At 56.4% G+C, this 23,938-nt stretch carries 21 protein-coding genes and 4 tRNA genes; 18 read left to right on the forward strand and 7 right to left on the reverse strand.

Annotation, left to right across the window (positions count from 1 at the left end; all coding sequences use genetic code 11):
* The 9 genes from wzxE (at nt 1) to BFV63_RS00880 (ending at nt 6,564) form a co-directional block, all read left to right on the forward strand.
* Nucleotides 1–1,251, forward strand: coding sequence for a lipid III flippase WzxE (gene wzxE, locus BFV63_RS00840; protein ID WP_003860821.1), 1,251 nt, complete (start codon nt 1–3; stop codon nt 1,249–1,251).
* Nucleotides 1,248–2,327 carry a TDP-N-acetylfucosamine:lipid II N-acetylfucosaminyltransferase gene (locus BFV63_RS00845; protein ID WP_032608216.1) on the forward strand — a complete coding sequence of 360 codons (1,080 nt, stop codon included), beginning with the start codon at nt 1,248–1,250 and terminating at the stop codon, nt 2,325–2,327. The genes wzxE and BFV63_RS00845 overlap by 4 nt, the downstream gene beginning before the upstream one ends.
* Nucleotides 2,324–3,676, forward strand: a complete 1,353-nt coding sequence (wzyE, locus tag BFV63_RS00850; protein ID WP_048241562.1) for an ECA oligosaccharide polymerase — start codon at nt 2,324–2,326, stop codon at nt 3,674–3,676. Before BFV63_RS00845 ends, wzyE begins: the two co-directional genes overlap by 4 nt.
* Nucleotides 3,677–3,688: 12 nt before the next feature.
* Nucleotides 3,689–4,429 (forward strand): lipopolysaccharide N-acetylmannosaminouronosyltransferase, encoded by a 741-nt coding sequence (gene wecG, locus BFV63_RS00855; RefSeq protein ID WP_022646653.1) that lies wholly within the window; start codon nt 3,689–3,691, stop codon nt 4,427–4,429.
* Nucleotides 4,430–4,627: 198 nt separating this feature from the next.
* Nucleotides 4,628–6,013 (forward strand): bifunctional threonine/serine APC transporter ThrP, encoded by a 1,386-nt coding sequence (thrP, locus tag BFV63_RS00860; RefSeq protein WP_023315180.1) that lies wholly within the window; start codon nt 4,628–4,630, stop codon nt 6,011–6,013.
* A gap of 102 nt (nt 6,014–6,115) precedes the next feature.
* A tRNA-Arg gene (locus tag BFV63_RS00865) sits at nt 6,116–6,192 on the forward strand.
* Nucleotides 6,193–6,259: 67 nt separating this feature from the next.
* Nucleotides 6,260–6,335, forward strand: a tRNA-His gene (locus BFV63_RS00870).
* A gap of 21 nt (nt 6,336–6,356) precedes the next feature.
* Nucleotides 6,357–6,443: transfer RNA gene (locus BFV63_RS00875), tRNA-Leu, on the forward strand.
* Between the two features lie 44 nt (nt 6,444–6,487).
* Nucleotides 6,488–6,564, forward strand: a tRNA-Pro gene (locus BFV63_RS00880).
* Between the two features lie 506 nt (nt 6,565–7,070).
* On the opposite strand, the gene BFV63_RS00885 is transcribed toward BFV63_RS00880, so the two are convergent.
* The 5 genes from BFV63_RS00885 to hemC form a co-directional block, all read right to left on the reverse strand.
* A complete protein-coding gene (locus BFV63_RS00885; protein WP_048241561.1) occupies nt 7,071–8,282 on the reverse strand; it encodes an MFS transporter in 1,212 nt (403 codons plus the stop codon).
* 166 nt (nt 8,283–8,448) lie between these two features.
* Nucleotides 8,449–9,648: a protoheme IX biogenesis protein HemY gene (hemY, locus tag BFV63_RS00890; RefSeq protein ID WP_026080629.1), complete on the reverse strand. Its 1,200-nt coding sequence runs from the start codon at nt 9,646–9,648 to the stop codon at nt 8,449–8,451.
* Between the two features lie 2 nt (nt 9,649–9,650).
* A complete protein-coding gene (gene hemX, locus BFV63_RS00895; protein ID WP_006812379.1) occupies nt 9,651–10,844 on the reverse strand; it encodes a uroporphyrinogen-III C-methyltransferase in 1,194 nt (397 codons plus the stop codon).
* 20 nt (nt 10,845–10,864) lie between these two features.
* Entirely contained in the window at nt 10,865–11,605 is a 741-nt protein-coding gene (gene hemD, locus BFV63_RS00900) for a uroporphyrinogen-III synthase (protein WP_003860818.1), read from the reverse strand.
* Nucleotides 11,602–12,543 (reverse strand): hydroxymethylbilane synthase, encoded by a 942-nt coding sequence (gene hemC / locus BFV63_RS00905; RefSeq protein WP_032628002.1) that lies wholly within the window; start codon nt 12,541–12,543, stop codon nt 11,602–11,604. The genes hemD and hemC overlap by 4 nt, the downstream gene beginning before the upstream one ends.
* Nucleotides 12,544–12,893: 350 nt before the next feature.
* Here hemC and cyaA point away from each other — a divergent pair, with 350 nt between their 5' ends.
* Nucleotides 12,894–15,437, forward strand: a complete 2,544-nt coding sequence (gene cyaA / locus BFV63_RS00910; protein ID WP_045350340.1) for a class I adenylate cyclase — start codon at nt 12,894–12,896, stop codon at nt 15,435–15,437.
* Between the two features lie 91 nt (nt 15,438–15,528).
* Here cyaA and cyaY read toward each other — a convergent pair whose 3' ends face one another.
* On the reverse strand, nt 15,529–15,849 hold the full coding sequence (cyaY, locus tag BFV63_RS00915; RefSeq protein WP_003860816.1) for an iron donor protein CyaY: 321 nt from the start codon (nt 15,847–15,849) through the stop codon (nt 15,529–15,531).
* A 135-nt stretch (nt 15,850–15,984) separates the two neighbouring features.
* Between cyaY and lptM the strand changes: the two genes are divergently transcribed.
* The 8 genes from lptM (at nt 15,985) to corA (ending at nt 22,916) form a co-directional block, all read left to right on the forward strand.
* On the forward strand, nt 15,985–16,188 hold the full coding sequence (gene lptM / locus BFV63_RS00920; RefSeq protein WP_003860815.1) for an LPS translocon maturation chaperone LptM: 204 nt from the start codon (nt 15,985–15,987) through the stop codon (nt 16,186–16,188).
* Nucleotides 16,189–16,223: 35 nt separating this feature from the next.
* Nucleotides 16,224–17,048 (forward strand): diaminopimelate epimerase, encoded by an 825-nt coding sequence (gene dapF / locus BFV63_RS00925; protein WP_069597424.1) that lies wholly within the window; start codon nt 16,224–16,226, stop codon nt 17,046–17,048.
* On the forward strand, nt 17,045–17,752 hold the full coding sequence (locus BFV63_RS00930; protein WP_003860814.1) for a DUF484 domain-containing protein: 708 nt from the start codon (nt 17,045–17,047) through the stop codon (nt 17,750–17,752). The genes dapF and BFV63_RS00930 overlap by 4 nt, the downstream gene beginning before the upstream one ends.
* Nucleotides 17,749–18,651 (forward strand): tyrosine recombinase XerC, encoded by a 903-nt coding sequence (xerC, locus tag BFV63_RS00935; protein ID WP_022650173.1) that lies wholly within the window; start codon nt 17,749–17,751, stop codon nt 18,649–18,651. Before BFV63_RS00930 ends, xerC begins: the two co-directional genes overlap by 4 nt.
* A complete protein-coding gene (gene yigB / locus BFV63_RS00940) occupies nt 18,651–19,367 on the forward strand; it encodes a 5-amino-6-(5-phospho-D-ribitylamino)uracil phosphatase YigB (RefSeq protein WP_003860811.1) in 717 nt (238 codons plus the stop codon). Before xerC ends, yigB begins: the two co-directional genes overlap by 1 nt.
* Before the next feature lie 79 nt (nt 19,368–19,446).
* Nucleotides 19,447–21,609: a DNA helicase II gene (uvrD, locus tag BFV63_RS00945; RefSeq protein WP_017383586.1), complete on the forward strand. Its 2,163-nt coding sequence runs from the start codon at nt 19,447–19,449 to the stop codon at nt 21,607–21,609.
* Between the two features lie 149 nt (nt 21,610–21,758).
* Nucleotides 21,759–21,815 carry a YsgD/CorL family protein gene (ysgD, locus tag BFV63_RS23300; RefSeq protein ID WP_212743980.1) on the forward strand — a complete coding sequence of 19 codons (57 nt, stop codon included), beginning with the start codon at nt 21,759–21,761 and terminating at the stop codon, nt 21,813–21,815.
* A 150-nt stretch (nt 21,816–21,965) separates the two neighbouring features.
* Entirely contained in the window at nt 21,966–22,916 is a 951-nt protein-coding gene (gene corA / locus BFV63_RS00950) for a magnesium/cobalt transporter CorA (protein WP_032608220.1), read from the forward strand.
* Between the two features lie 83 nt (nt 22,917–22,999).
* Here the strand turns inward: corA and rarD are convergent, their stop codons facing one another.
* Entirely contained in the window at nt 23,000–23,896 is an 897-nt protein-coding gene (rarD, locus tag BFV63_RS00955) for an EamA family transporter RarD (RefSeq protein ID WP_017694744.1), read from the reverse strand.
* Between the last annotated feature and the right edge of the window lie 42 nt (nt 23,897–23,938).

Below are 23,938 nucleotides of genomic sequence, written 5' to 3' on the forward strand. Positions count from 1 at the left end.
ATGTCTCTGGCAAAAGCGTCGGTGTGGACGGCAGCGTCCACGCTAGTAAAAATTGGCGCCGGGTTACTGGTCGTCAAGCTGCTGGCCGTCTCATTTGGTCCGTCAGGCGTTGGGCTGGCAGGGAACTTCCGCCAGCTGGTCACGGTGCTTGGCGTGCTGGCGGGAGCCGGGATATTCAATGGCGTCACCAAATACGTCGCGCAGCATCATGACGATGCCGAAAAGCTCCGCACGGTGGTGGGCACCTCCTCGGCTATGGTGCTGGGCTTCTCTACGTTGCTGGCCGTCGTCTTTTTGCTGGCGGCGGCACCCATCAGCCAGGGGCTGTTCGGACACACGCATTATCAGGGGCTGGTGCGCCTGGTGGCGCTCGTTCAGATGGGGATCGCCTGGGCAAACCTGCTGCTGGCGCTGATGAAAGGCTTCCGTGATGCCGCCGGGAATGCGCTGGCGCTGATCCTCGGCAGCATCATCGGCGTTATCGCCTACTACTTTTGCTATCGGCTGGGCGGCTATGAAGGCGCGCTGCTGGGGCTGGCGCTGGTGCCTGCGCTCGTTGTCATTCCGGCTGCGTTTATGCTGATGCGCAGAGGCAATGTCCCGCTGAGTTACCTGAAACCGCAGTGGGACAAGATACTGGCGGGGCAGCTCGGTAAGTTTACCCTGATGGCGCTCATCACTTCGGTAACGCTTCCCGTTGCCTACGTGATGATGCGAAACCTGCTGGCAGCGCATTACAGCTGGGATGAAGTGGGGATCTGGCAGGGCGTGAGCAGTATTTCAGATGCTTACCTCCAATTTATTACGGCTTCCTTTAGCGTCTATTTGCTGCCAACCTTATCGCGCCTGACTTCCAGGCAGGATATTACCCGCGAGATTTTTCGCTCCCTGCGTTTTGTGTTGCCGGCGGTTGCGATCGCCAGCTTTACCGTCTGGTTACTGCGTGATTTCGCCATCTGGCTGCTGTTTTCGGCGAAGTTTACCGCCATGCGCGATCTGTTTGCCTGGCAACTGGTCGGCGATGTGCTGAAAGTGGGGGCATACGTTTTCGGCTATCTGGTGATTGCGAAGGCTTCGCTGCGGTTGTATATCCTGGCAGAGATCGGCCAGTTTGCGCTGCTGACGGCATTTTCTCACTGGCTGATCCCCACCCACGGTGCGCTGGGGGCGGCTCAGGCCTATATGGCAACTTATATCGTTTATTTCGCTGCCTGTTGCGGCGTATTTTTACTTTGGCGTAAACGCGCATGACTGCACTGATACACATACTGGGATCGGATATCCCGCATCACAACCAGACCGTTCTACGTTTCTTCAATGATGAACTGGCATCCGGCACGCCCGATGCGCGCGAGTTTATGGTCGTTGGACGCGATAACGGTCTGAGCGCGGCGTGTCCGGCATTGCACATCACCTTCTGGCCAGACAAAGCGGCGCTGACCAAAGCCGTTGTCGCGAAAGCTAAAGCGGACCGAAGCCAGCGTTTCTTCTTCCACGGACAGTTCAATACTGGCCTGTGGCTGGCGCTGTTAAGCGGCGGGATAAAACCTTCCCAGTTCAGCTGGCATATCTGGGGAGCGGATCTCTACGAAGTCTCCCGTGGCTGGAAATTCCGTCTTTTCTATCCGCTGCGTCGTCTGGCGCAGGCGCGCGTGGGCTGCGTTTTTGCTACCCGTGGCGATCTCAACTATTTTGCTAAACAGCACCCGAAGGTTCGCGGGGAGCTGCTCTATTTTCCGACCCGTATGGATCCTGCGCTGAACACCCTGGCGAATGACGCGGTTCGTGAGGGCAAACTGACCATCCTGGTGGGAAATTCCGGCGATCGCAGTAACGAGCATGTCGCGGCGCTGCGGGCGGTGCATCAGCAGTTTGGCGATACGGTGAACGTAGTGGTGCCGATGGGCTATCCCGCCAATAACGACGCCTACATCAATGACGTTCGCCAGCAGGGGCTTGCGCTGTTTAGCGCGGAAAATCTGCACATTCTCAACGATAAGCTGGAATTTGATGACTATCTCGCGCTCCTGCGAAAATGCGATCTGGGCTATTTCATCTTTGCCCGTCAGCAGGGGATTGGTACGCTGTGTCTGCTGATTCAGGCGGGCGTACCGTGCGTGCTCAACCGCGAAAACCCGTTCTGGCAGGACATGGCCGAACAGCATATTCCGGTGCTGTTTACCTCTGACACGCTTAATGTCGAGGTAGTACGGGAAGCGCAGCGTCAGCTCACGCTGGTGGATAAAAATAGCATCGACTTTTTCAGCCCGAACTACCTCACGCCGTGGCACCACGCGCTGCGTATTGCTTCAGGAGACAACGCATGAGCCAGTTGCAATTTAGCGGCTTGCTGGTGGTCTGGCTGCTGAGCACGCTGTTTATCGCCACGCTCACCTGGTTTGAGTTCCGGCGCGTACGTTTTAACTTCAACGTTTTCTTCTCGCTGCTGTTTTTGCTGACCTTTTTCTTTGGCTTCCCGCTGACCAGCATCCTCGTGTTCCGCTTTGATGTTGGCGTCGCTCCGCCGGAAATCTTGTTGCAGGCACTGCTCTCTGCGACCTGCTTCTACGCGGTGTATTACGTCACCTATAAAACGCGCCTGCGCGCGGCGAAAGACACCGCACCCCGTCGTCCGCTGTTTACCATGAACCGGGTAGAAACCCATCTGACGTGGGTTATGCTGATGACCATCGCCCTCGTCAGCGTGGCGATTTTCTTCATGCATAACGGCTTTTTACTGTTTAAGTTGCAGTCCTATAGCCAGATTTTCTCCGCCGAAGTCTCTGGTGTCGCGCTCAAGCGTTTCTTCTATTTCTTCATTCCGGCGATGCTGGTGGTCTTTTTCCTGCGTCAGGACAGCAAAGCCTGGCTGTTCTTCCTGGTCAGCACCGTCGCATTTGGCATTCTGACCTACATGATCGTCGGCGGCACCCGCGCCAACATCATTATCGCCTTCGCGATTTTCCTGTTTATCGGCATTATTCGCGGCTGGATCTCGCTGTGGATGCTGGCGGCGGCAGGCGTCTTTGGCATTGTGGGGATGTTCTGGCTGGCGCTGAAGCGCTACGGACTGAACGTGGCCGGCGACGAAGCGTTTTATACCTTCCTGTATCTGACGCGCGATACCTTCTCGCCGTGGGAAAACCTGGCTTTACTGCTGCAAAACTACGACAAAATCGAATTCCAGGGGCTGGCGCCGATTGTTCGCGATTTCTATGTCTTTATACCGACGTGGCTGTGGCCCGACCGTCCCGGTATTGTCCTGAACACGGCGAACTACTTTACCTGGGAAGTGCTGAACAACCATTCGGGCCTGGCGATTTCCCCAACCCTGATTGGCTCGCTGGTAGTGATGGGCGGAACGTGGTTTATCCTGCCGGGCGCGATCGCGGTCGGGCTGATAATAAAATGGTTCGACTGGCTATATACGCTGGGTAACGAAGAGACCAACCGCTACAAAGCCGCTGTTTTGCACAGTTTCTGTTTCGGTGCCATTTTCAATATGATCGTTCTGGCGCGCGAGGGGCTGGATTCATTCGTCTCACGCGTGGTGTTCTTTATGGTCGTTTTCGGACTCTGTCTGCTGCTGGCAAAACTGCTGTACTGGTTGTTTGACAGTGCAGGGCTTGTGCACAGACGTGAGCCACAGGACAGCACAACGCTGTCGCAAGTCTGAGTAGGGATTATCATGACGGATACAACTTCAGCCCCGCGTTATGCGCTGCGCGGGCTACAGCTGATTGGCTGGCGAGACATGCAGCACGCGCTGGATTTCCTGTTCGCGGACGGGCAGATGAAATCGGGCACGCTTGTGGCCATCAACGCAGAAAAAATGCTGGCGGTTGAAGATAATGCGGAAGTGAAAAGCCTGATTGAAGCCGCGGAGTTTAAATACGCAGACGGTATTAGCGTGGTGCGTTCAATTCGTAAAAAGTTTCCAGACGCTAATGTGTCTCGCGTGGCGGGAGCTGACCTTTGGGAGCGGCTTATGGAACGCGCAGGCGCTGAAGGCACACCGGTATTTTTGATCGGCGGCAAGCCAGAGGTGCTGGCGCAGACCGAACAAAAGCTGCGTAACCAGTGGAATGTTAACATCGTGGGCAGTCAGGATGGCTATTTCAGGCCGGAAGATCGCCAGGCGTTATATGAGCGCGTGCGCGACAGCGGGGCGAAAATTGTCACTGTCGCCATGGGGTCGCCGCGGCAGGAAATTCTGATGCGCGATTGCCGTCTGGTCAGCCCGGATGCGCTCTATATGGGCGTCGGCGGCACCTACGACGTCTTTACCGGCCACGTTAAGCGTGCGCCCAAAGTCTGGCAAAACCTGGGGCTGGAGTGGCTCTACCGCCTGCTCTCTCAACCGACGCGTATCAAACGACAGATTCGTCTTCTGCGCTACCTCGCCTGGCACTACACCGGGAAAATGTAATCAATATGCAGCGCGATCTGCTGTTCGCGCTGCAACGCCCCCTGCAAAGCTGCTGAATTTCTGTGCAATGCATTCATTTTTTTAATGCATTGTTTGCCATTTGCCAGAATTTAAGAAACCATTCGCTCCGTATTTCAGTACCCCTCAAAAACAATACCCGGCAATAAGTCGGGAAACAGCAAACACAACCGAGGAATTATGGCAGAGAAAAAACCGGAGCTTCAGCGTGGGCTGGAAGCTCGACATATTGAATTGATCGCGCTAGGCGGGACTATCGGCGTTGGCCTGTTTATGGGCTCGGCAAGCACGCTGAAATGGGCGGGGCCTTCCGTCCTGCTGGCGTATATTATTGCCGGACTGTTCGTCTTCTTCATCATGCGCTCAATGGGCGAAATGCTGTTCCTGGAGCCGGTAACGGGCTCTTTCGCCGTTTACGCCCACCGGTATATGAGCCCGTTCTTTGGTTATCTCACGGCCTGGTCGTACTGGTTTATGTGGATGGCCGTCGGGATTTCGGAGATCACCGCCATCGGGGTCTACGTGCAGTTCTGGTTCCCGGAGATGGCCCAGTGGATACCCGCGCTTATTGCCGTAGGGCTAGTGGCGCTGGCGAACCTTGCCGCCGTTCGTCTTTACGGTGAAATCGAATTCTGGTTTGCGATGATCAAAGTTACCACCATCATCGTGATGATTGTTGTGGGTCTGGGTGTCATCTTCTTTGGCTTCGGTAACGGCGGGCACGCTGTCGGTTTCGGTAACCTGACCGGGCACGGCGGCTTCTTTGCGGGTGGCTGGAAGGGCTTTCTGACGGCGCTCTGTATCGTTGTCGCCTCCTATCAGGGCGTTGAGCTGATCGGCATTACCGCCGGTGAGGCGAAAAACCCGCAGGTCACACTGCGTAGCGCGGTAGGCAAGGTGCTGTGGCGTATCCTGATTTTCTATGTGGGCGCGATCTTCGTTATCGTGACCATTTTCCCATGGAACGAGATCGGCACCACCGGCAGCCCGTTTGTCTTAACTTTCGCTAAGATTGGCATCACGGCGGCAGCCGCCATTATCAACTTTGTGGTACTGACGGCGGCGCTTTCCGGCTGTAACAGCGGAATGTACAGCTGTGGGCGTATGCTTTACGCGCTCTCGCAAAACAAACAGCTGCCGGCTGTGATGGGCAAAGTCTCCCGCGTAGGTGTACCGGTGGCGGGCGTAGCGGTGTCGATTGTGATTTTGCTGATTGGCTCTTGCCTGAACTACATCATCCCAAATCCGCAGCGCGTGTTTGTTTACGTCTATAGCGCCAGCGTGCTGCCGGGGATGGTACCGTGGTTTGTCATTTTGATTAGCCAGTTGCGTTTCCGGCAGGCGCACAAAAAAGCGATCGCCAGCCATCCGTTCCGCTCCATTCTGTTCCCGTATGCGAACTATTTGACGATGGCGTTCCTGATTTGCGTATTAATTGGAATGTACTTTAATGAAGATACCCGCATGTCGCTGTTTGTCGGGATGATCTTCCTGGCTGCCGTCACAGCTGCATATAAACTTTTTGGCCTGGGTCGCCGTGGCTCCGCCCATAAAGTGGAGGAATAAGCGGCAAAATGTGCAAACCATAACCAAACGCGCATTTTTTTCAAAAAAGCACTAGACAGCGGGGACGGAGGTACGTAATATCCAGCCCCGCAACGGCGCTAAGCGCCCGTAGCTCAGCTGGATAGAGCGCTGCCCTCCGGAGGCAGAGGTCTCAGGTTCGAATCCTGTCGGGCGCGCCATTTTAGTCCCGGCGCTAGAGCTGCGGTGGTCTGAGAAGTAGTCAGAACCGCGTGAAAGAATACAGTGGTGGCTATAGCTCAGTTGGTAGAGCCCTGGATTGTGATTCCAGTTGTCGTGGGTTCGAATCCCATTAGCCACCCCATTATTGAAAGAGTTGTGAATTGCGAAGGTGGCGGAATTGGTAGACGCGCTAGCTTCAGGTGTTAGTGTTCTTACGGACGTGGGGGTTCAAGTCCCCCCCCTCGCACCACGACTTTTAATGAGTTGAACTAAAAATTCAAAAAAGCAGTACATCGGCGAGTAGCGCAGCTTGGTAGCGCAACTGGTTTGGGACCAGTGGGTCGGAGGTTCGAATCCTCTCTCGCCGACCAATTTTGAACCCCGCTTCGGCGGGGTTTTTTGTTTTCTGCGTTTTTTTATCCTGTAGTCATTTCCCGACAACACCCCACATCCTTGTCGCGATTCAGCGACATATAAACCATTAATATTTAAGTATTTATTATTTTACCTCTTAACCTGTCTCCTTGTGGCGACAGATCACCGACTTTAGCGCGATGTTGTATGGCTTCAGGCGGTTCTTAACAGCATAATTTCCTTTTATCTTAAAATGTTGCGCGATGTAAAAGTTCTGCGTGTAAACCTGGCACATTACATGCAATAATATGCGTGTAGATGCTCATTCCATCTCTTATGTTCGCCTTAAGGCCTCATAAACTCAGGAATGACGCAGAGCCGTTTACGGTGCTTATCGTCCACTGACAGATGTCGCTTCGGCCTCATCAGACACCATGGACACAACGTTGAGTGAAGCACCAAATATGTTGTCTTACAGACCTGTTTTAACGCCTGCTTTTATAGCAGGCGTTTTTTTTATGCCTTATTCACGATAATGGGCCAGGACCAGCGCCACCAACAGCAGTGCGATAGCAGAGACAGCATATAGCGTCTGAGCCGCTTCCAATATCGTCGCCGTCATTGCGGCGAGGCCCGTAAAAAGGGAAGCGCTCAACGTTTGCCAGCGCCAGGCCTTACCGCTGGCAGCGGATATCTGTATAGCCTGAAAATTACTCAGTACCCCAAACGTACCCGCCGCAAAAACGATATTCGACGCCAGATGCGCGATAAAGATCATCCCCAGCGCAAGCACGACCCATGCGGATAAAAACGGAAGCAACCCATAGGCTGCCAGAAAAAGAGCAAGACAGCTAAGTAGCAAAGGCGATCTTGCTGCAAAGCGCGTCAGACTCTCTTTTCTGAGCAGCAAGGGGCCACAAAGCTGTCCCAGGCTTCTGGCAAAAAGCAAGGGCAGCGCAAGCCCAGCGGCATTCTCGGGGTTGATCTGCTGCGCCAGTGCTGGCAGCAACGCCATTGCAGGCGAGCCTACGGCAGCAAGGGCAGGCAAAATCAGCAAACTGCGTTTTTGTCGAAGGGTCAGAGTTTGCCAGCGCAATGCCACAGGTTGAGGGTCCCCGACAGGCAACGGTGCTGGACGCGCTACATACTGGCGTTCTGCGAGAAATAGCATGACCAGCGATCCCATAAAACTGGCGGCGTCGATGACCAGTAAGGCGAAGACCGGGATGCGCTGGAACAACACTACACCCAGCCCGGTTCCTAACAAAACCTGGGAGGCAAAAATCACATTTTCCAGACACGTTGCCGCAGGCAGTTCTGCCTCATGCAGTCCGCGTTTAAACAGAAGCGTTAACGCAGGCCAGCTCATCCCGCTCAGCAACGCTTCTGTGGATTGCACCGCAAGCAGCGCCGGTATGCTGTGGTAATGTGCGCCTGAAAGGGGAAAGAGCAGGGCGAGCAAGCCCAGCCATTCGGTCAGCATCAACAGGTAGAGAGGTGAAAACCGCTGGCACAGCTTTTCACCAATCAGGCTGCCGATAAAACTGGGCACCGTAGCAAAAAGGAAGGCGAGGGTTAACAGCGCTGACGGGGCTGACCACTGTAACAATAATCCGAAAACAACAACCTGAGTTAAGCCATTACCCAGGGAGCTAAAGATAAAGGCGCAGGCCAGCAGGCGGAGCCAGCGATGGCACCGCAGCGCTTCGAAAAGCGCATATAAAAGCGAGTTCATGACGATATCCTTTCAGAAACGGTTTATTCCACGCGGGTAAGCGCGTGTGCAAAAAAGGTTAAGGAGAAGACATCGTTACATTGGCGGGTTCGTTTGCAGGTGAGTGTTAAAAGAATGTAGCAGGAGAAATGAGATAAAAAAAGGAGGCCATCTGGCCTCCTTTTAATTACTGCTGCGTTCCGTTATTTTGCAACGTCAATAACAGCCCATCACGGCGCATAGCTGCGGCCTCTTCCGGCTTGTGCTGCTTGTCCAGCGAATCAGCAAGCCAGGCGTAATCAAATGCGTCCGGGCGTTGCTTCAGCGCGGCGCGGAAGGCGAGACTCGCCTCCTGCCACTCGCCGTGTTTCATCAGAGACTGGCCCAGCGTACTCCACAGCAGCGGACGATCGCCCACGGTTTTGATCTGCTGGCGCAGTGCTTTTTCAATTTGTTCCGGATTGTTGGTTTTCAGACGCGGGATGACCATCACCAGGCGGTCATCATACTGTCGCTTGAGACCGTCGAGGAGGATCTCCTGCGCGGTGTCATGGTCGTCACACTCAATCAGATGTTCTGCCATCGCAACCTGAAGAGGAACCTGCTGGCGCGTTTTGCGGCTCTGGTTTTTCCACCAGGTTTTCAGGCCGTCGCTGCCGAGATCGGCGCGCGCCTGATCCATCAGGCCAATCCAGGCCAGACGCTGAAGTTCATCACGATGTTCATCATCACCCACGTCGGCTTTCGCCATGGAAGGGATAATGTCCAGCAGCGAGCCCCATGCACCGGTCCGAATATATGCCTGCTCAGCAAGACGCAGCACTTCCGGATGACGAGGGGTAATTTCCAGCAGACGGTCAACGCCGTGACGTGCGGCATGGTTTTCATTGCGCGCCAGTTGCAGACGAACGCGGGTGATCTCAACCGGAATCGGATCCTTAGTAGAGAGCTCAGACGCGCGTTCAAGATGCTGATTGGCGCGGGCCTCATCGCCTCGCTGTTGCGCCGCCTCAGCGGCCAGCAGATAGTTAACAACCGGCTGTTCTGCATGGTCGGCATTTTTCGACATCAGCTTTTCAACCTGCTGATAGTCGCCTTCGGCCAGCTTCAGCAATGCCTGCTCGGTCTGCTTACGGGCGCGACGGCGCTTACGGCCAACGAACCAGCCGCGCGTATGTACGCCGGTACGGAAAATACGACGCAGGAGCCACTCCACTGCCAGCAGAACGACCACACCCAGGATCAGGATAATCACCAGCCCTGTTACGCTGGTTTCGATGTTGTAGTTATCGGTCTGGATCAATACGTAACCCTGGTGACCCGCAAGCATCGGCCCCAGTACAATCCCGGCGATCAGCAGGATGAAGAGTAAGAAGACTTTTAGCATCATTACTCTCCTTGCGGCGCGCTTTCAGGCGCTGGCGCGGCGGCAGGTGCTTCAGCCGGACGCTCTGCCGGAACGCCCGGCTGGGCCAGCAAGTTACGCACGCGCGTCTGCATGATCTTCTCCAGAATCGGCTGGCTTTCCAGCTTGTCCGGTACGTTCATGGTGATGTTTTGCTGGCTCAGCTTGTCGATATCCTCAAGGAACGCGGTCGTGGTTGCATCATTGGTATCGTAGTAAGCACGTACCCAGGTTGAAACGTTATCCAGCGCCTGTTTGTAGGTCTCTTCCTGGTGACGCGGCACGGCCTGCGCCGCGACCAGCAGGCGGGAACGAATGTTTTCGCGTAGATAGACGTCCTGGTTCGGTGCCAGCAGCGGCACGGCAGTTTCATCGCGGCGGCGAATGGTAATAAAGCTGTCCATAAAGTTCTGCCAGCTCTTTTGCAGGTTGATACGCCATTCGCTCAGGGAACTGGACAGCTCGGTACCGTCGGAATCCATCGGAGAGTCATCGTCGTTGTTATCGGCCAGCTGAAGGTTATCAATCTGGTTCGAGAGCTGATTCACCTTAAGGATGATACCGTCGTAGTCGACCTGAGAAACCGCGGACAGGCTGGCGATATCTTCCGTAATAGCGCGGCGTGCGTTGATGAGGCTCGGATCGTTCATATCAGCCAGGCTTGCGTCGGCGCTTTTCAGCAGCGCGGCGGCGGTGGTGACATCCTGATCGCTCCAGAGCTTGCGCCCGGCCAGTTTCACCAGAAAATCGGCCTGTGAAAGTAGCCAGGTTTTGGCATCGGTTCCCGAAATTGTGGCGACTTTTTCCTGCACTTCGCTCAGCTGTTTGGTCAACTCTTCACGTTTGCTGTTCGCGTCGGCGAGGGCGGCAGCCTGCTGTTTGATCACACCTTCCAGCTCAGCTTTTTGCGTCTCCTGCGCTTTCTGTAGGGCAGTGATTTGGTTAACCAGCGCGTCGCTGGTGGCCGTCTGGTTGGTGCCTTGTTTCTTCACCAGTCCGTAGAGACCCACGCCTGCGGCCAGCGCAATCGCGATGGCAATCACGCTCAGCGTGAGGCTGGTTTTATTGCTGCCGTTTTTCTTCTCAACGGTTGTGTCTGTCGTCTCTGGCTGTGACGTGGTGTCCACAGTCTCCCTGGTCTCTTCAACCACGGCGGAGGATTTTTCGTGTTCCGTCATTATGGCTTCCCATTTGAGAGTTATTGTAATGCGCGCAGCAGCGCATCGTTGTCGGCGTTTTCAGCGATCCGAATATCCTGCCAGCCCAGTTCCCGGGCGTGGTTCGCCAGACGCTCACTGACGACCAGAAGCCGACAGCGGAGTAACCAGTTTTCGCGATACCAAAGCGGAATCAGCGACCAAAGCTGTTGTAACATTTCACCGCTGGTGACCACCAGCGTATTAATACCGCGGGCGTGCCAGCGCATTGCTTCTTCCGCGCCATCATAGTGTTTTGCACAGCGCTGATAGCACTCCACAAACGTCACGTCTGCGCCGCGTTCGCGCAGCGTCTCGCCCAGCAGTTCGCGGCCACCGTTGCCGCGCAAAATAAGCGCGCGCTTTCCGGCAATGTTTTGTAATTCAGGTAATTGTAGCAAGACTTCGCTGATTTCCCGATCTAACGGGTAACGAACATCGATTCCGCTCGCGGTATGTAAGGCCAGCGCCGTAGTGCGCCCGATGGCGAAATAGCGGGGGGCGTGAGGCCAGCGAACGCCCTGTTGTTGCAGTTGCGCATGGGCAAACTCCACGGCATGCTGCGACAGCGCAAAGAGCAGATCGCCTTCCTGCAAGAGACGCATCTGGTCAGCGAGCTCAGGCAGCTCGCGACCGGGGGAGAATTCAATCAGCGGAAAACTCCAGGCCACCTGCCCCAGTGCGCGCAGACGGCTCACTAACTGCTCTCCTGCGGGAGAAGGGCGGGTGACAAGTATGCTCATGCAGGGGGCTCTCCGTTATAGACCTCGGCCAGAATTTCACGTGCGCCGTTATTCAGCAGCTCTTCCGCCAGCGATACGCCAAGCGCCTCGGCATCTTGCGGTTTGCCGCGACGTTCACCGCGAACCATATGCGAGCCGTCCGGCGCGCCAACCAGCGCACGCAGCCACAGTTCACCGTCAGTTAATTCAGCATAGCTGCCAATTGGCACCTGACAGCCTCCTTCGAGGCGTGTATTCATCGCGCGCTCGGCTTTTACGCGAACGGCGGTATCGTCATGATTCAGCGGCGCCAGCAGTGCCTGAGTGCGCACATCATCCAGACGACACTCAATGCCGACGGCGCCCTGGCCGACGGCGGGGAGCGACAGCTCCGGCGGCAACGCCACGCGAATACGTTCTTCCAGCCCCAGGCGTTTCAGGCCCGCAACCGCAAGAATAATGGCATCGTAGTCGCCGTTATCCAGCTTGCCAAGGCGTGTGCCGACGTTCCCGCGCAGCGAACGGATCACCAGATCCGGGCGACGTTCAGCCAGCTGACACTGGCGGCGTAAACTTGACGTGCCGACCACGCTGCCTGCCGGCAACGCATCGAGCGAGTCATATCGATTAGAGACAAACGCATCGCGCGGATCCTCGCGCTCGCAGATGGTCACCAGCCCCAGCCCTTCCGGGAACTCAACGGGCACATCCTTCATCGAATGCACGGCGATATCGGCGCGGTTCTCAAGCAATGCCAGCTCCAGCTCTTTGACAAACAGACCTTTTCCGCCCACTTTGGCCAGCGGCGTATCCAGAATGACATCGCCACGCGTAACCATTGGCACCAGCTCAACGCGTAATCCGGTGTGGCAGGCTTCCAGGCGCTGCTTAACATAATGTGCCTGCCAGAGTGCTAGAGGACTTTGGCGTGTGGCAATTCTCAAAACATTGTCTAACATGCTTGTTACCGTCATTATCAATCGCTAACCATCCTAACATTGTTGACACTCGGATGGCAGTTTTACGGTTGATGAAGAGTGAGAGGGACAGGGCGGCGTATTCGTCAGCCATCGCCGTATTCAGGAATTTACACGTACAGAACGGTGCTACACTTGTATGTAGCGCATCTTTCTTTACGGTCAACCGGCAAGGTGTTAAATTGATCACGTTTTAGACCATTTTTTCGTCTGTACCACCAGAAAAGCAAAAGGCGAAAAAAGGGTAACGGTTATTTTTTGAAATACTGCGGGTCCGCTGCTTTTTCTGTTCTGACTGGCATGCGACACCCGGAAACATCAGGCGATACGTCTTGTACCTCTATATTGAGACTCTGAAACAGAGACTGGATGCCATCAATCAATTGCGCGTGGATCGCGCGCTTGCTGCCATGGGCCCTGCTTTCCAGCAGGTATACAGTCTTCTGCCGACATTGTTGCACTATCACCATCCGCTAATGCCGGGTTACCTCGATGGTAACGTTCCCCAGGGCATTTGCCTCTTCACGCCTGATGAAACCCAACAGCATTACCTGACTGAACTTGAACTCTACCGTGGTATGCCGCCGCAGGATTCGCCGAAAGGCGAGCTGCCGATTACCGGGGTTTACTCCATGGGCAGCACATCATCGGTTGGGCAAAGCTGCTCTTCTGACCTGGATATCTGGGTCTGCCATCAGTCCTGGCTCGACAATGAAGAGCGCCAGTTGTTGCAGCGTAAATGCAGCCTGCTGGAGAGCTGGGCGGCGTCGCTCGGCGTGGAAGTGAGCTTCTTCCTGATTGATGAAAACCGTTTCCGCCATAACGAAAGCGGCAGTCTGGGTGGTGAAGACTGCGGCTCGACTCAGCACATCCTGTTGCTGGATGAGTTTTACCGTACTGCCGTTCGCCTGGCCGGGAAACGTATTCTGTGGAATATGGTGCCGTGCGATGAAGAAGAGAATTATGACGACTACGTCATGTCGCTTTACTCGCAGGGCGTTCTGACGCCAAACGAGTGGCTGGATCTGGGCGGCCTGAGCTCCCTGTCCGCCGAAGAGTACTTTGGCGCAAGCCTCTGGCAGCTTTATAAGAGCATTGATTCACCGTACAAAGCGGTGCTGAAAACCCTGCTGCTGGAAGCTTACTCCTGGGAATACCCCACGCCGCGCCTGCTGGCGAAAGATATTAAACAGCGTCTGCACGACGGGGAGATCGTCTCCTACGGGCTTGATGCCTACTGCATGATGCTGGAACGCGTCACCGAATACCTGACCGCCATTGAGGACGCCACGCGTCTTGACCTGGTGCGTCGATGTTTCTATCTCAAAGTTTGTGAAAAACTGAGCCGCGAACGCGCCTGCGTGGGCTGGCGTCGTGAAGTCGTCAGCCAGTTAGTCAAAGAGTGGGGATGGGACGATGCGCGTCTCGCCATGCTGGACAACCGCGCCAACTGGAAGATCGATCAGGTGCGCGAGGCGCACAACGAGCTGCTTGATGCGATGATGCAGAGCTACCGCAACCTGATCCGCTTTGCCCGCCGTAACAACCTTAGCGTTTCTGCCAGCCCACAGGATATCGGGGTGCTGACCCGTAAACTGTACGCCGCGTTTGAAGCGTTGCCGGGCAAGGTTACGCTGGTTAACCCACAGATTTCGCCTGACCTGTCTGAGCCGAATCTGACCTTTATCTACGTGCCGCCGGGCCGCGCAAACCGCACCGGGTGGTATCTGTACAACCGTGCGCCAAGCATGGATTCGATCATCAGCCATCAGCCGCTGGAATATAACCGCTATCTGAACAAGCTGGTGGCCTGGGCCTGGTTTAACGGCCTTCTCACCTCACGCACCCGGTTGTTTATCAAGGGTAACGAGGTGGTCGATTTAGCCAAGTTGCAGGAGATGGTGGCGGATGTCTCGCACCACTTCCCACTGCGTCTGCCTGCGCCGACGCCAAAGGCGCTCTACAGCCCGTGTGAGATCCGCCATCTGGCGATCATCGTCAACCTGGAATACGACCCGACGGCGGCCTTCCGCAATCAGGTGGTTCACTTTGACTTCCGCAAGCTGGACGTCTTTAGCTTCGGCGAGCAGCAAAACTGCCTGGTGGGTAGCGTGGATCTGCTGTACCGCAACTCGTGGAACGAAGTGCGTACCTTACACTTTAACGGCGAGCAGGCGATGATCGAGGCGCTGAAAACGATCCTCGGCAAGATGCACCAGGATGCCGCACCCCCGGACAGCGTGGAGGTGTTCTGCTACAGCCAGCACCTGCGCGGCCTGATTCGTACCCGCGTGCAGCAGCTGGTGTCTGAGTGCATCGAACTGCGTCTCTCCAGCACCCGTCAGGAAACCGGGCGCTTTAAAGCGCTGCGCGTCTCCGGCCAGACCTGGGGCCTGTTCTTTGAGCGCCTGAACGTGTCGGTGCAGAAGCTGGAGAACGCCATTGAATTCTACGGCGCGATTTCACACAACAAACTGCATGGCCTGTCGGTTCAGGTGGAAACCAATCACGTTAAGCTGCCGCAGGTGGTAGATGGCTTTGCGAGTGAAGGGATTATTCAGTTCTTCTTCGAAGAGTCGGGCGATAATGCCGGGTTTAACATCTACATTCTGGATGAAACCAACCGTGCCGAGGTGTATCACCACTGTGAAGGCAGCAAAGAGGAGCTGGTGCGCGACGTCAGCCGCTTCTATTCGTCTTCGCACGATCGCTTTACCTACGGCTCAAGCTTTATCAACTTCAACCTGCCGCAGTTCTACCAGATTGTGAATGTGGATGGGCGAGCGCAGGTGATCCCGTTCCGTACGCAGGCGATTACCCCTGCGGCGCCCGCTAACCAGGAAACTGCGCCGCTGTTGCAGCAGTATTTTTCCTGAGGCTTTTCGCCGGGTGGCGCTATCGCTTACCCGGCCTACGGTCCGAGCCGTTGTAGGCCCGGTAAGGCGTAGCCGCCACCGGGCAACAAAACTACCTGAAACTCACGTCCTCACCCGCCTGCGCGGTCGCTGCCTGCTCCAGCAGATCCCAGAACGTTTCGCCGCTGCGGTCACAGACCCACTCGTCACCTTTCAGATCAAAGTGATAGCCGCCCTGTTTCGCCGCCAGCCACACCTGGTGAAGCGGCTCCTGACGGTTAATAATAATCTTGCTGCCGTTTTCGAAGCTTAAGGTCAGGATCCCGCCGTTGATTTCACAATCGATATCGCTGTCGCCGTCCCAGTCGTCGATACGCTCTTCGATGGTCATCCACAGGGTATCGGCAAGGCGATGAAATTCACTGTCGTTCATGGTTTTATTCCTGTTTTTCGTGATGGCGGCAGTATAACGCTAAATAATTCCCGTTGCAGGAAAGCGGCAAACTCTTGCTTTTGTGTCTTCTCCTGCGATGATAGAAACAGATTTGAACTTACGGGCAACCTCTACATGAAAAACGTCTTCCGAACGCTTGTCGTTCTTGTCACTCTGTTTAGCCTGACCGGCTGTGGACTGAAGGGACCACTGTACTTCCCGCCAGAGGATAAAAACGCACCACCGCCGACAAAACCGGTGCAAAGTGGTATCGAGTCATCTACGCCGGATACCAACGATCGCGGCAATAACGGCGGCCCGACTCAGGTCAATCTCTGACAATTACGTTCTGTACCCGCGCAATGGAGCAAATGATGCAGTTCTCTAAAATGCATGGCCTTGGCAACGACTTTATGGTCGTCGACGCGGTAACGCAGAATGTCTTTTTCTCCCCGGAACTGATCCGTCGTCTGGCGGATCGACACGTGGGCGTGGGGTTTGACCAGCTGCTGGTGGTGGAGCCGCCTTACGATCCTGACCTGGACTTTCACTATCGCATTTTTAACGCCGACGGCAGCGAAGTTTCCCAGTGCGGCAACGGCGCGCGCTGTTTTGCCCGCTTTGTTCGGCTGAAAGGGCTGACCAACAAGCGCGATATCCGCGTCAGCACCGCCAATGACCGGATGGTGCTCAGCGTCACCGACGACGAACTGGTGCGCGTGAACATGGGAGAGCCGAACTTCGAACCCTCTGCCGTGCCGTTTCGCGCCAACAAAGCGGAAAAGACCTATATCATGCGTGCCGCCGAGCAGACAGTATTGTGCGGCGTCGTCTCAATGGGTAACCCGCACTGCGTGATTCAGGTGGATGATGTGCAAACCGCGGCGGTTGAAACGCTCGGCCCGGTGCTGGAAAGCCACGAGCGCTTCCCGGAGCGGGCGAACATCGGTTTCATGCAAGTGGTGAAGCGTGAACATATTCGCCTGCGGGTTTACGAGCGCGGCGCGGGCGAAACCCAGGCCTGCGGAAGCGGTGCCTGTGCGGCGGTGGCCGTCGGTATCTCACAGGGGTTACTGGCAGAAGAGGTTCGCGTGGAATTACCAGGCGGTCGGCTTGATATCGCCTGGAAAGGAGCGGGTCATCCACTGTACATGACTGGCCCGGCGACACATGTTTATGACGGGTTTATCCATCTATGAAGCAACCAGGGGAAGAACTGCGGGAACCTGTAACAGAGCTGGACGACAGCACTGTTGTGGATTATCTGCTGCACAATCCTGAGTTTTTTATCCGCAATGCACGCGTCGTCGAACGGATGCGCGTGCCGCATCCGGTTCGCGAGACCGTGTCGCTGGTTGAATGGCACATGGCGCGCTCGCGCAACCACATCAATCAGCTCGAAGAGAACATGACGCTGCTGATGGAGCAGGCCAGCAATAACGAAAGCCTGTTCTACCGTCTTCTACACCTTCAGGCGCGTCTGGCTTCCGCACACAGTCTCGAAGAGTTCCTCAACCGCTTCCACCGCTGGGCGCGCGAGCTGGGGCTGGCAGGCGCGACGATCCGTCTCTTCCCTGACCGCTGGCGCATTGGCGCGCCGTCCGGGTTTACCCATCTGGCGCTGAGCCGTCAGGCGTTTGAGCCGCTGCGCATTCAGCGTCTGGGCCATGAGCACCATTATCTGGGGCCGCTCAACGGGCCAGAACTGCTGGTGGTGCTGCCGGAAGCCAAAGCTATCGGCTCGGTGGCGATGTCGCTGATGGGGCGCGATGGTGACCTGGGCGTGATGTTATTTACCAGCCGCGACGCGCATCACTATGAACAGGGGCAGGGTACGCAACTGTTGCAGGAGATCGCCCTGATGTTGCCTGAGTTGCTGGAGCGCTGGATTGAGCGCGTATGACGGACGGACTGCTCGCCACTGACGTCACCCGCTTTCTGCGCTATCTGGGCGTAGAACGCCAGCTCAGCCCTATTACGCTGCTCAACTATCAGCGTCAGCTTGATGCCATCATGCAGATTGCCGATGAAATCGGCCTGAAAAGCTGGCAACAATGTGACGCCGCCACGGTACGCGGGTTCGTCGTGCGTAGCCGTAAAAAAAACTTAAGCCCGGCGAGCCTGGCGCTCCGACTCTCTGCCCTGCGCAGTTTCTTCGACTGGCTGGTCAGTCAGGGCGGTCTGAAAGCCAACCCGGCGAAAGGGATCGCCACGCCGAAAGCCCCGCGTCATCTGCCGAAAAATATCGACGTCGACGACGTAAACCGCCTGCTAGATATCGATCTTAACGATCCGCTGGCCGTTCGCGACCGCGCAATGCTGGAGGTGATGTACGGCGCGGGCCTGCGTCTCTCTGAGCTGGTGAACCTCGACTTGAAGCACCTCGATCTGGAATCCGGCGAGGTGTGGGTGATGGGCAAGGGCAGCAAAGAGCGCCGCCTGCCGATCGGCCGCAATGCGGTCTCCTGGATTGAGCACTGGCTGGACCTTCGCGGGCTGTTTGGCGCCGACGAAGATGCGCTGTTCCTGTCGAAACTCGGCAAGCGGATCTCGGCGCGTAACGTGCAAAAGCGCTTTGCGGAGTGGGGCATTAAGCAGGGGCTGAACAGCCACGTTCACCCCCACAAGCTGCGCCACTCCTTTGCGACGCACATGCTGGAATCAAGCGGCGACCTGCGCGGCGTACAGGAGCTGCTTGGTCACGCGAATCTGTCGACCACCCAAATCTATACCCACTTAGACTTCCAACACCTTGCCTCGGTGTATGACGCGGCGCATCCACGCGCCAAACGGGGGAAATAATGCGTTTTTACCGCCCACTCGGTCAGATCTCAGCCCTGACGTTTGATCTTGATGACACCCTTTACGACAATCGTCCGGTGATCCTGCGTACCGAGCAGGAGTCGCTGGCGTTTGTGCAGAACTACCATCCTGCGCTGAAAACAATGCAGAACAAAGATTTCCAGAAGCTGCGTCAGTCCCTGCGGGAAACCGAGCCGGAAATTTATCATGACGTGACCGAATGGCGCCGCCGTGCGGTTGAGCAGGCGATGCTCAATGCCGGCCTGAGCGCGCAGGACGCGGCCACGGGTGCCGAAGCGGCCATGGAAAACTTCGCCAAATGGCGCAGTCGGATCGACGTGCCGCAGGAGACCCACGACACGCTGGCGAAGCTCGCCGAAAAGTGGCCGCTGGTGGCCATCACCAACGGCAACGCTCAGCCTGAACTGTTTGGTCTGGGGAACTATTTTCAGTTCGTGCTGCGCGCGGGCCCGCACGGACGCTCGAAGCCGTTCAACGATATGTATCATCTGGCAGCGGAAAAACTGGATTTGCCGCTCGGTGAGATCCTGCACGTGGGCGACGACCTGACCACGGACGTCGCCGGGGCGATCCGCTGCGGCATGCAGGCCTGCTGGATCAAGCCGGAAAATGCCGATCTGATGACTACCCCGGATAGCCGTCTTCTGCCGCACGTGGAAATTTCACGGTTGGCATCCCTCACGACGCTGATATAATCATCAATTGTTCTGTATAAATTAACAGGGTTTTGGCGAATGGAAACATTTGCCTGCCCGCCATGACGTGACGGTGCCAATGGACGTTTCTTACCTGCTCGACAGCCTTAATGATAAACAGCGTGACGCGGTTGCCGCCTCGCGTACAAACCTGCTGGTACTGGCTGGAGCGGGCAGTGGTAAGACGCGCGTGCTGGTTCACCGTATCGCCTGGCTACAGAGCGTGGAGAACTGTTCGCCGTACTCGATTATGGCCGTGACGTTCACCAACAAGGCGGCGGCGGAGATGCGCCACCGTATCGCACAGCTGATGGGCACCAGCCAGGGCGGCATGTGGGTTGGCACCTTCCACGGCCTGGCGCACCGTCTGCTGCGCGCGCACCATATGGACGCTAACCTGCCGCAGGATTTCCAGATCCTCGACAGCGAAGATCAGCTGCGCCTGCTGAAACGGCTGATCAAGGCGATGAACCTCGACGAGAAGCAGTGGCCGCCGCGTCAGGCGATGTGGTACATCAACGGTCAGAAAGACGAAGGGCTGCGTCCGCATCATATTCAGAGCTTCGGTAACCCGGTCGAGCAGACCTGGCAGAACGTCTACAAGGCCTATCAGGAAGCGTGCGATCGCGCCGGTCTGGTGGATTTCGCCGAACTGCTGCTGCGTGCCCACGAGCTGTGGCTGAACAAACCGCATATCCTGCAACACTACCGTGAACGCTTTACCAACATCCTGGTGGACGAATTCCAGGATACCAACAACATCCAGTACGCCTGGATCCGCCTGCTGGCCGGGGATACCGGCAAGGTGATGATCGTAGGCGATGACGACCAGTCTATCTACGGCTGGCGCGGCGCGCAGGTGGAGAACATCCAGCGCTTCCTCAACGATTTCCCCGGCGCGCAAACCATCCGTCTGGAACAGAACTACCGTTCTACCAGCAACATTCTGAGCGCGGCCAACGCCCTGATTGAGAACAACAACGGGCGCCTGGGTAAAAAGCTGTGGACCGATGGCGTCGACGGCGAACCGATTTCGATTTACTGCGCCTTCAACGAGCTCGACGAAGCCCGTTTCGTTGTGAACCGCATTAAAACCTGGCAGGAGAACGGCGGCGCGCTGGAGCAGTGTGCCATTCTCTATCGCAGCAACGCCCAGTCGCGCGTGCTGGAAGAGGCGCTATTGCAGGTGAGCATGCCGTATCGCATTTATGGCGGTATGCGCTTCTTCGAACGTCAGGAGATCAAAGATGCGCTCTCGTACTTGCGTCTGATTGCCAACCGTAACGACGATGCGGCATTTGAGCGCGTGGTGAACACGCCGACGCGCGGCATCGGCGATCGTACGCTGGACGTGGTGCGTCAGGCCTCGCGCGATCGTCAGCTCACGTTGTGGCAGGCATGCCGCGAGCTGTTACAGGAAAAAGCCCTCGCCGGGCGCGCCGCCAGCGCATTGCAACGCTTTCTGGAGTTAATCGACGCACTGGCGCAGGAAACGGCCGACATGCCGCTGCACGTCCAGACCGACCGGGTGATTAAAGATTCCGGCTTGCGCACCATGTACGAGCAGGAAAAAGGCGAGAAGGGCCAGACCCGTATTGAGAACTTAGAGGAACTGGTGACGGCAACGCGCCAGTTCAGCTACAACGAAGAAGACGAAGACCTGATGCCGTTGCAGGCATTCCTCTCTCACGCCGCGCTGGAGGCGGGTGAAGGGCAGGCCGATACCTGGCAGGATGCGGTTCAGCTGATGACCCTGCACTCCGCGAAAGGTCTGGAGTTCCCGCAGGTGTTCATCGTCGGGATGGAAGAGGGGATGTTCCCGAGCCAGATGTCGCTGGATGAAGGCGGGCGTCTGGAAGAGGAGCGTCGTCTGGCCTACGTGGGTGTGACCCGTGCGATGCAGAAACTGACTCTGACCTACGCGGAAACCCGCCGCCTGTACGGGAAAGAGGTGTATCACCGTCCGTCGCGCTTTATCGGCGAACTGCCGGAAGAGTGTGTGGAAGAGGTGCGCCTGCGCGCCAGCATCAGCCGTCCGGTCAGCCATCAGCGTATGGGCTCGCCGATCTCTGAAACCGACACCGGTTACAAGCTGGGCCAGCGCGTGCGCCACTCGAAGTTTGGCGAAGGCACCATCGTCAACCTGGAAGGCAGCGGCGAGCACAGCCGTTTGCAGGTAGCGTTCCAGGGGCAGGGGATCAAATGGCTGGTGGCAGCCTATGCCAAGCTGGAAAGTGTGTAACTTTCAGAAAAATATCACTATTTTGTAATAATCTGCTAGCCTTATACGTTGAAGGTCAATTAATGCCCTTCAGCGTTCCGTTGCGTGTTGACGCCACAGTTATTGCTGGCGTAACATGCGCGCACGATTACGCTAAGAGGACATTCGCCTTGGACACACCCAGTAGATACTGGCTCAATTCCCTGTCATCCAGGAACAACTCCTAAGGCTATCTCCTCTTGCTGATGGCCTTAGTGGTTGTCAGCGACTGCATCATTCCCGTCGCGCTGAGTCAGGCTGTTTAATGGTCTGAAACCCAATTTGTTTCTGTGTGCCCACCGAACTGTCCGATATTTTTTGCATTGGGAGTCCCGGTCATGTTGAGCGCATTTCAACTCGAAAATAACCGACTGACTCGGCTTGAAGCCGAAGAGTCACAGCCCCTCATTGATGCCGTATGGGTGGATCTGGTCGAGCCGGACGACGATGAGCGCCTTCGCGTACAATCTGAGCTGGGGCAAAGCCTGGCAACGCGCCCGGAACTGGAAGACATCGAAGCATCCGCCCGTTTTTTTGAAGACGAAGACGGCCTGCACATTCACTCCTTCTTCTTCTTCGAAGATGCCGAAGACCACGCGGGGAACTCCACCGTGGCGTTTACCATTCGCGATGGCCGCCTGTTCACCCTGCGCGAGCGCGAACTGCCTGCGTTTCGTCTCTACCGTATGCGCGCCCGCAGCCAGGCGATGATGGACGGTAACGCCTATGAGCTGCTGCTGGATCTGTTCGAAACCAAAATCGAACAGCTGGCGGATGAAATCGAAAACATCTACAGCGACCTGGAAAAGCTGAGCCGCGTGATCATGGAAGGCCATCAGGGCGATGAGTACGACGAAGCGTTGTCCACGCTGGCTGAGCTGGAAGATATCGGCTGGAAGGTGCGTTTGTGTCTGATGGATACCCAGCGCGCGCTGAACTTCCTGGTGCGCAAGGCGCGTCTGCCGGGCGGTCAGCTGGAGCAGGCGCGTGAGATCTTACGCGATATCGAATCCCTGCTGCCGCACAACGAATCCCTGTTCCAGAAGGTCAACTTCCTGATGCAGGCGGCGATGGGCTTCATCAACATCGAGCAGAACCGCATCATCAAGATCTTCTCGGTGGTGTCCGTGGTGTTCCTGCCGCCGACGCTGGTAGCCTCCAGCTACGGGATGAACTTCGAGTTTATGCCGGAACTGAAGTGGAGCTTTGGCTACCCGGGGGCGATTATCTTTATGATCCTCGCCGGGCTGGCGCCGTATCTCTATTTTAAACGCCGGAACTGGCTGTAAAAATCTGGCGGGTGGCGCTGCGCTTACCCGCCCTACGATCGAATTCCCTCTCCCTGTGGGAGAGGGTTAGGGTGAGGGCAACATCACAGCCCTTTGCGCACCCTGCGCTGGGTATAAATCGCATCCGCAACAAAGATGGCCAGCGCCACCCAGATAAAGGCGAACGTCACCATCTTATCCGCACCCGGCACCTCGCCGTAAAACACCACCGCCAGCAGGAACATCAGCGTCGGGCCAATGTACTGGAAGAAGCCCAACGTGGAGAGGCGCAGACGCGTTGCCGCGCCGGTGAAGCACAGCAGGGGTATCGTCGTGACCACGCCCGCGGCCATCAGCATCAGGTTCAGCGACCATGGGTTGCTGCCCATATGGCTGGTGGCGCTGTCGGCAATACCGAACAGGTAGATCGCGGCGACAGGCAGCAGCCACAGGGTTTCAAACAGCATTCCCGTCTGCGCTTCCACGGCGATTTTTTTACGCACCAGGCCGTAGAAGGCAAAGCTGAACGCCAGCCCCAGGGCGATAACCGGCAGTGAGCCGAAGGTCCACAGCTGTACCAGCACGCCGCAGAAGGCCAGAATCACTGCCACCCACTGCATCCGGCGAAAGCGCTCGCCGAGGAAAATCATCCCCAGCAAAATATTGACCAGCGGGTTAATAAAGTAGCCCAGGCTGGCTTCGAGCATGTGATGGTTATTCACCGCCCAGATAAACAGCAGCCAGTTTCCGCCAATCAGCACCGCAGAGAGGGCGAGCAGGAAGACCTTCTTCGGGGTTTTCAGCAGCGTTTTGACGCCTGACCACTGACGGCTGATACTCATCAGCGCAATCATGAAGAAAAACGACCAGATGACGCGGTGAGTGAGGATCTCGTCCGCCGGGACATAGGCGATAAGTTTGAAGTACGCCGGTGCTATACCCCAAATAAAATAAGCGGCAAGGGCGAGTAAAACGCCCTGCCGCGTCTGTTTAGCATCCATCGGGAAAATCCGTTACAAAAAAGTGAAGTAATTTTACCCGAA

Origin of the sequence: Enterobacter hormaechei subsp. xiangfangensis (assembly GCF_001729785.1) — a bacterium.
GTDB lineage: Bacteria > Pseudomonadota > Gammaproteobacteria > Enterobacterales > Enterobacteriaceae > Enterobacter > Enterobacter hormaechei_C.

Coding starts and splice junctions, on each gene's coding strand:
- cyaY (WP_003860816.1), bottom strand. CDS start 15,849: ATGAACGACAGTGAATTTCATCGCCTTGCCGATACCCTGTGGATGACC.
- thrP (WP_023315180.1), top strand. CDS start 4,628: ATGGCAGAGAAAAAACCGGAGCTTCAGCGTGGGCTGGAAGCTCGACAT.
- BFV63_RS00930 (WP_003860814.1), top strand. CDS start 17,045: ATGAAGCAACCAGGGGAAGAACTGCGGGAACCTGTAACAGAGCTGGAC.
- hemD (WP_003860818.1), bottom strand. CDS start 11,605: ATGAGCATACTTGTCACCCGCCCTTCTCCCGCAGGAGAGCAGTTAGTG.
- BFV63_RS00885 (WP_048241561.1), bottom strand. CDS start 8,282: ATGAACTCGCTTTTATATGCGCTTTTCGAAGCGCTGCGGTGCCATCGC.
- rarD (WP_017694744.1), bottom strand. CDS start 23,896: ATGGATGCTAAACAGACGCGGCAGGGCGTTTTACTCGCCCTTGCCGCT.
- wzyE (WP_048241562.1), top strand. CDS start 2,324: ATGAGCCAGTTGCAATTTAGCGGCTTGCTGGTGGTCTGGCTGCTGAGC.
- wzxE (WP_003860821.1), top strand. CDS start 1: ATGTCTCTGGCAAAAGCGTCGGTGTGGACGGCAGCGTCCACGCTAGTA.
- hemY (WP_026080629.1), bottom strand. CDS start 9,648: ATGCTAAAAGTCTTCTTACTCTTCATCCTGCTGATCGCCGGGATTGTA.
- yigB (WP_003860811.1), top strand. CDS start 18,651: ATGCGTTTTTACCGCCCACTCGGTCAGATCTCAGCCCTGACGTTTGAT.
- lptM (WP_003860815.1), top strand. CDS start 15,985: ATGAAAAACGTCTTCCGAACGCTTGTCGTTCTTGTCACTCTGTTTAGC.
- corA (WP_032608220.1), top strand. CDS start 21,966: ATGTTGAGCGCATTTCAACTCGAAAATAACCGACTGACTCGGCTTGAA.
- wecG (WP_022646653.1), top strand. CDS start 3,689: ATGACGGATACAACTTCAGCCCCGCGTTATGCGCTGCGCGGGCTACAG.
- BFV63_RS00845 (WP_032608216.1), top strand. CDS start 1,248: ATGACTGCACTGATACACATACTGGGATCGGATATCCCGCATCACAAC.
- hemC (WP_032628002.1), bottom strand. CDS start 12,543: ATGTTAGACAATGTTTTGAGAATTGCCACACGCCAAAGTCCTCTAGCA.
- uvrD (WP_017383586.1), top strand. CDS start 19,447: ATGGACGTTTCTTACCTGCTCGACAGCCTTAATGATAAACAGCGTGAC.
- dapF (WP_069597424.1), top strand. CDS start 16,224: ATGCAGTTCTCTAAAATGCATGGCCTTGGCAACGACTTTATGGTCGTC.
- hemX (WP_006812379.1), bottom strand. CDS start 10,844: ATGACGGAACACGAAAAATCCTCCGCCGTGGTTGAAGAGACCAGGGAG.
- xerC (WP_022650173.1), top strand. CDS start 17,749: ATGACGGACGGACTGCTCGCCACTGACGTCACCCGCTTTCTGCGCTAT.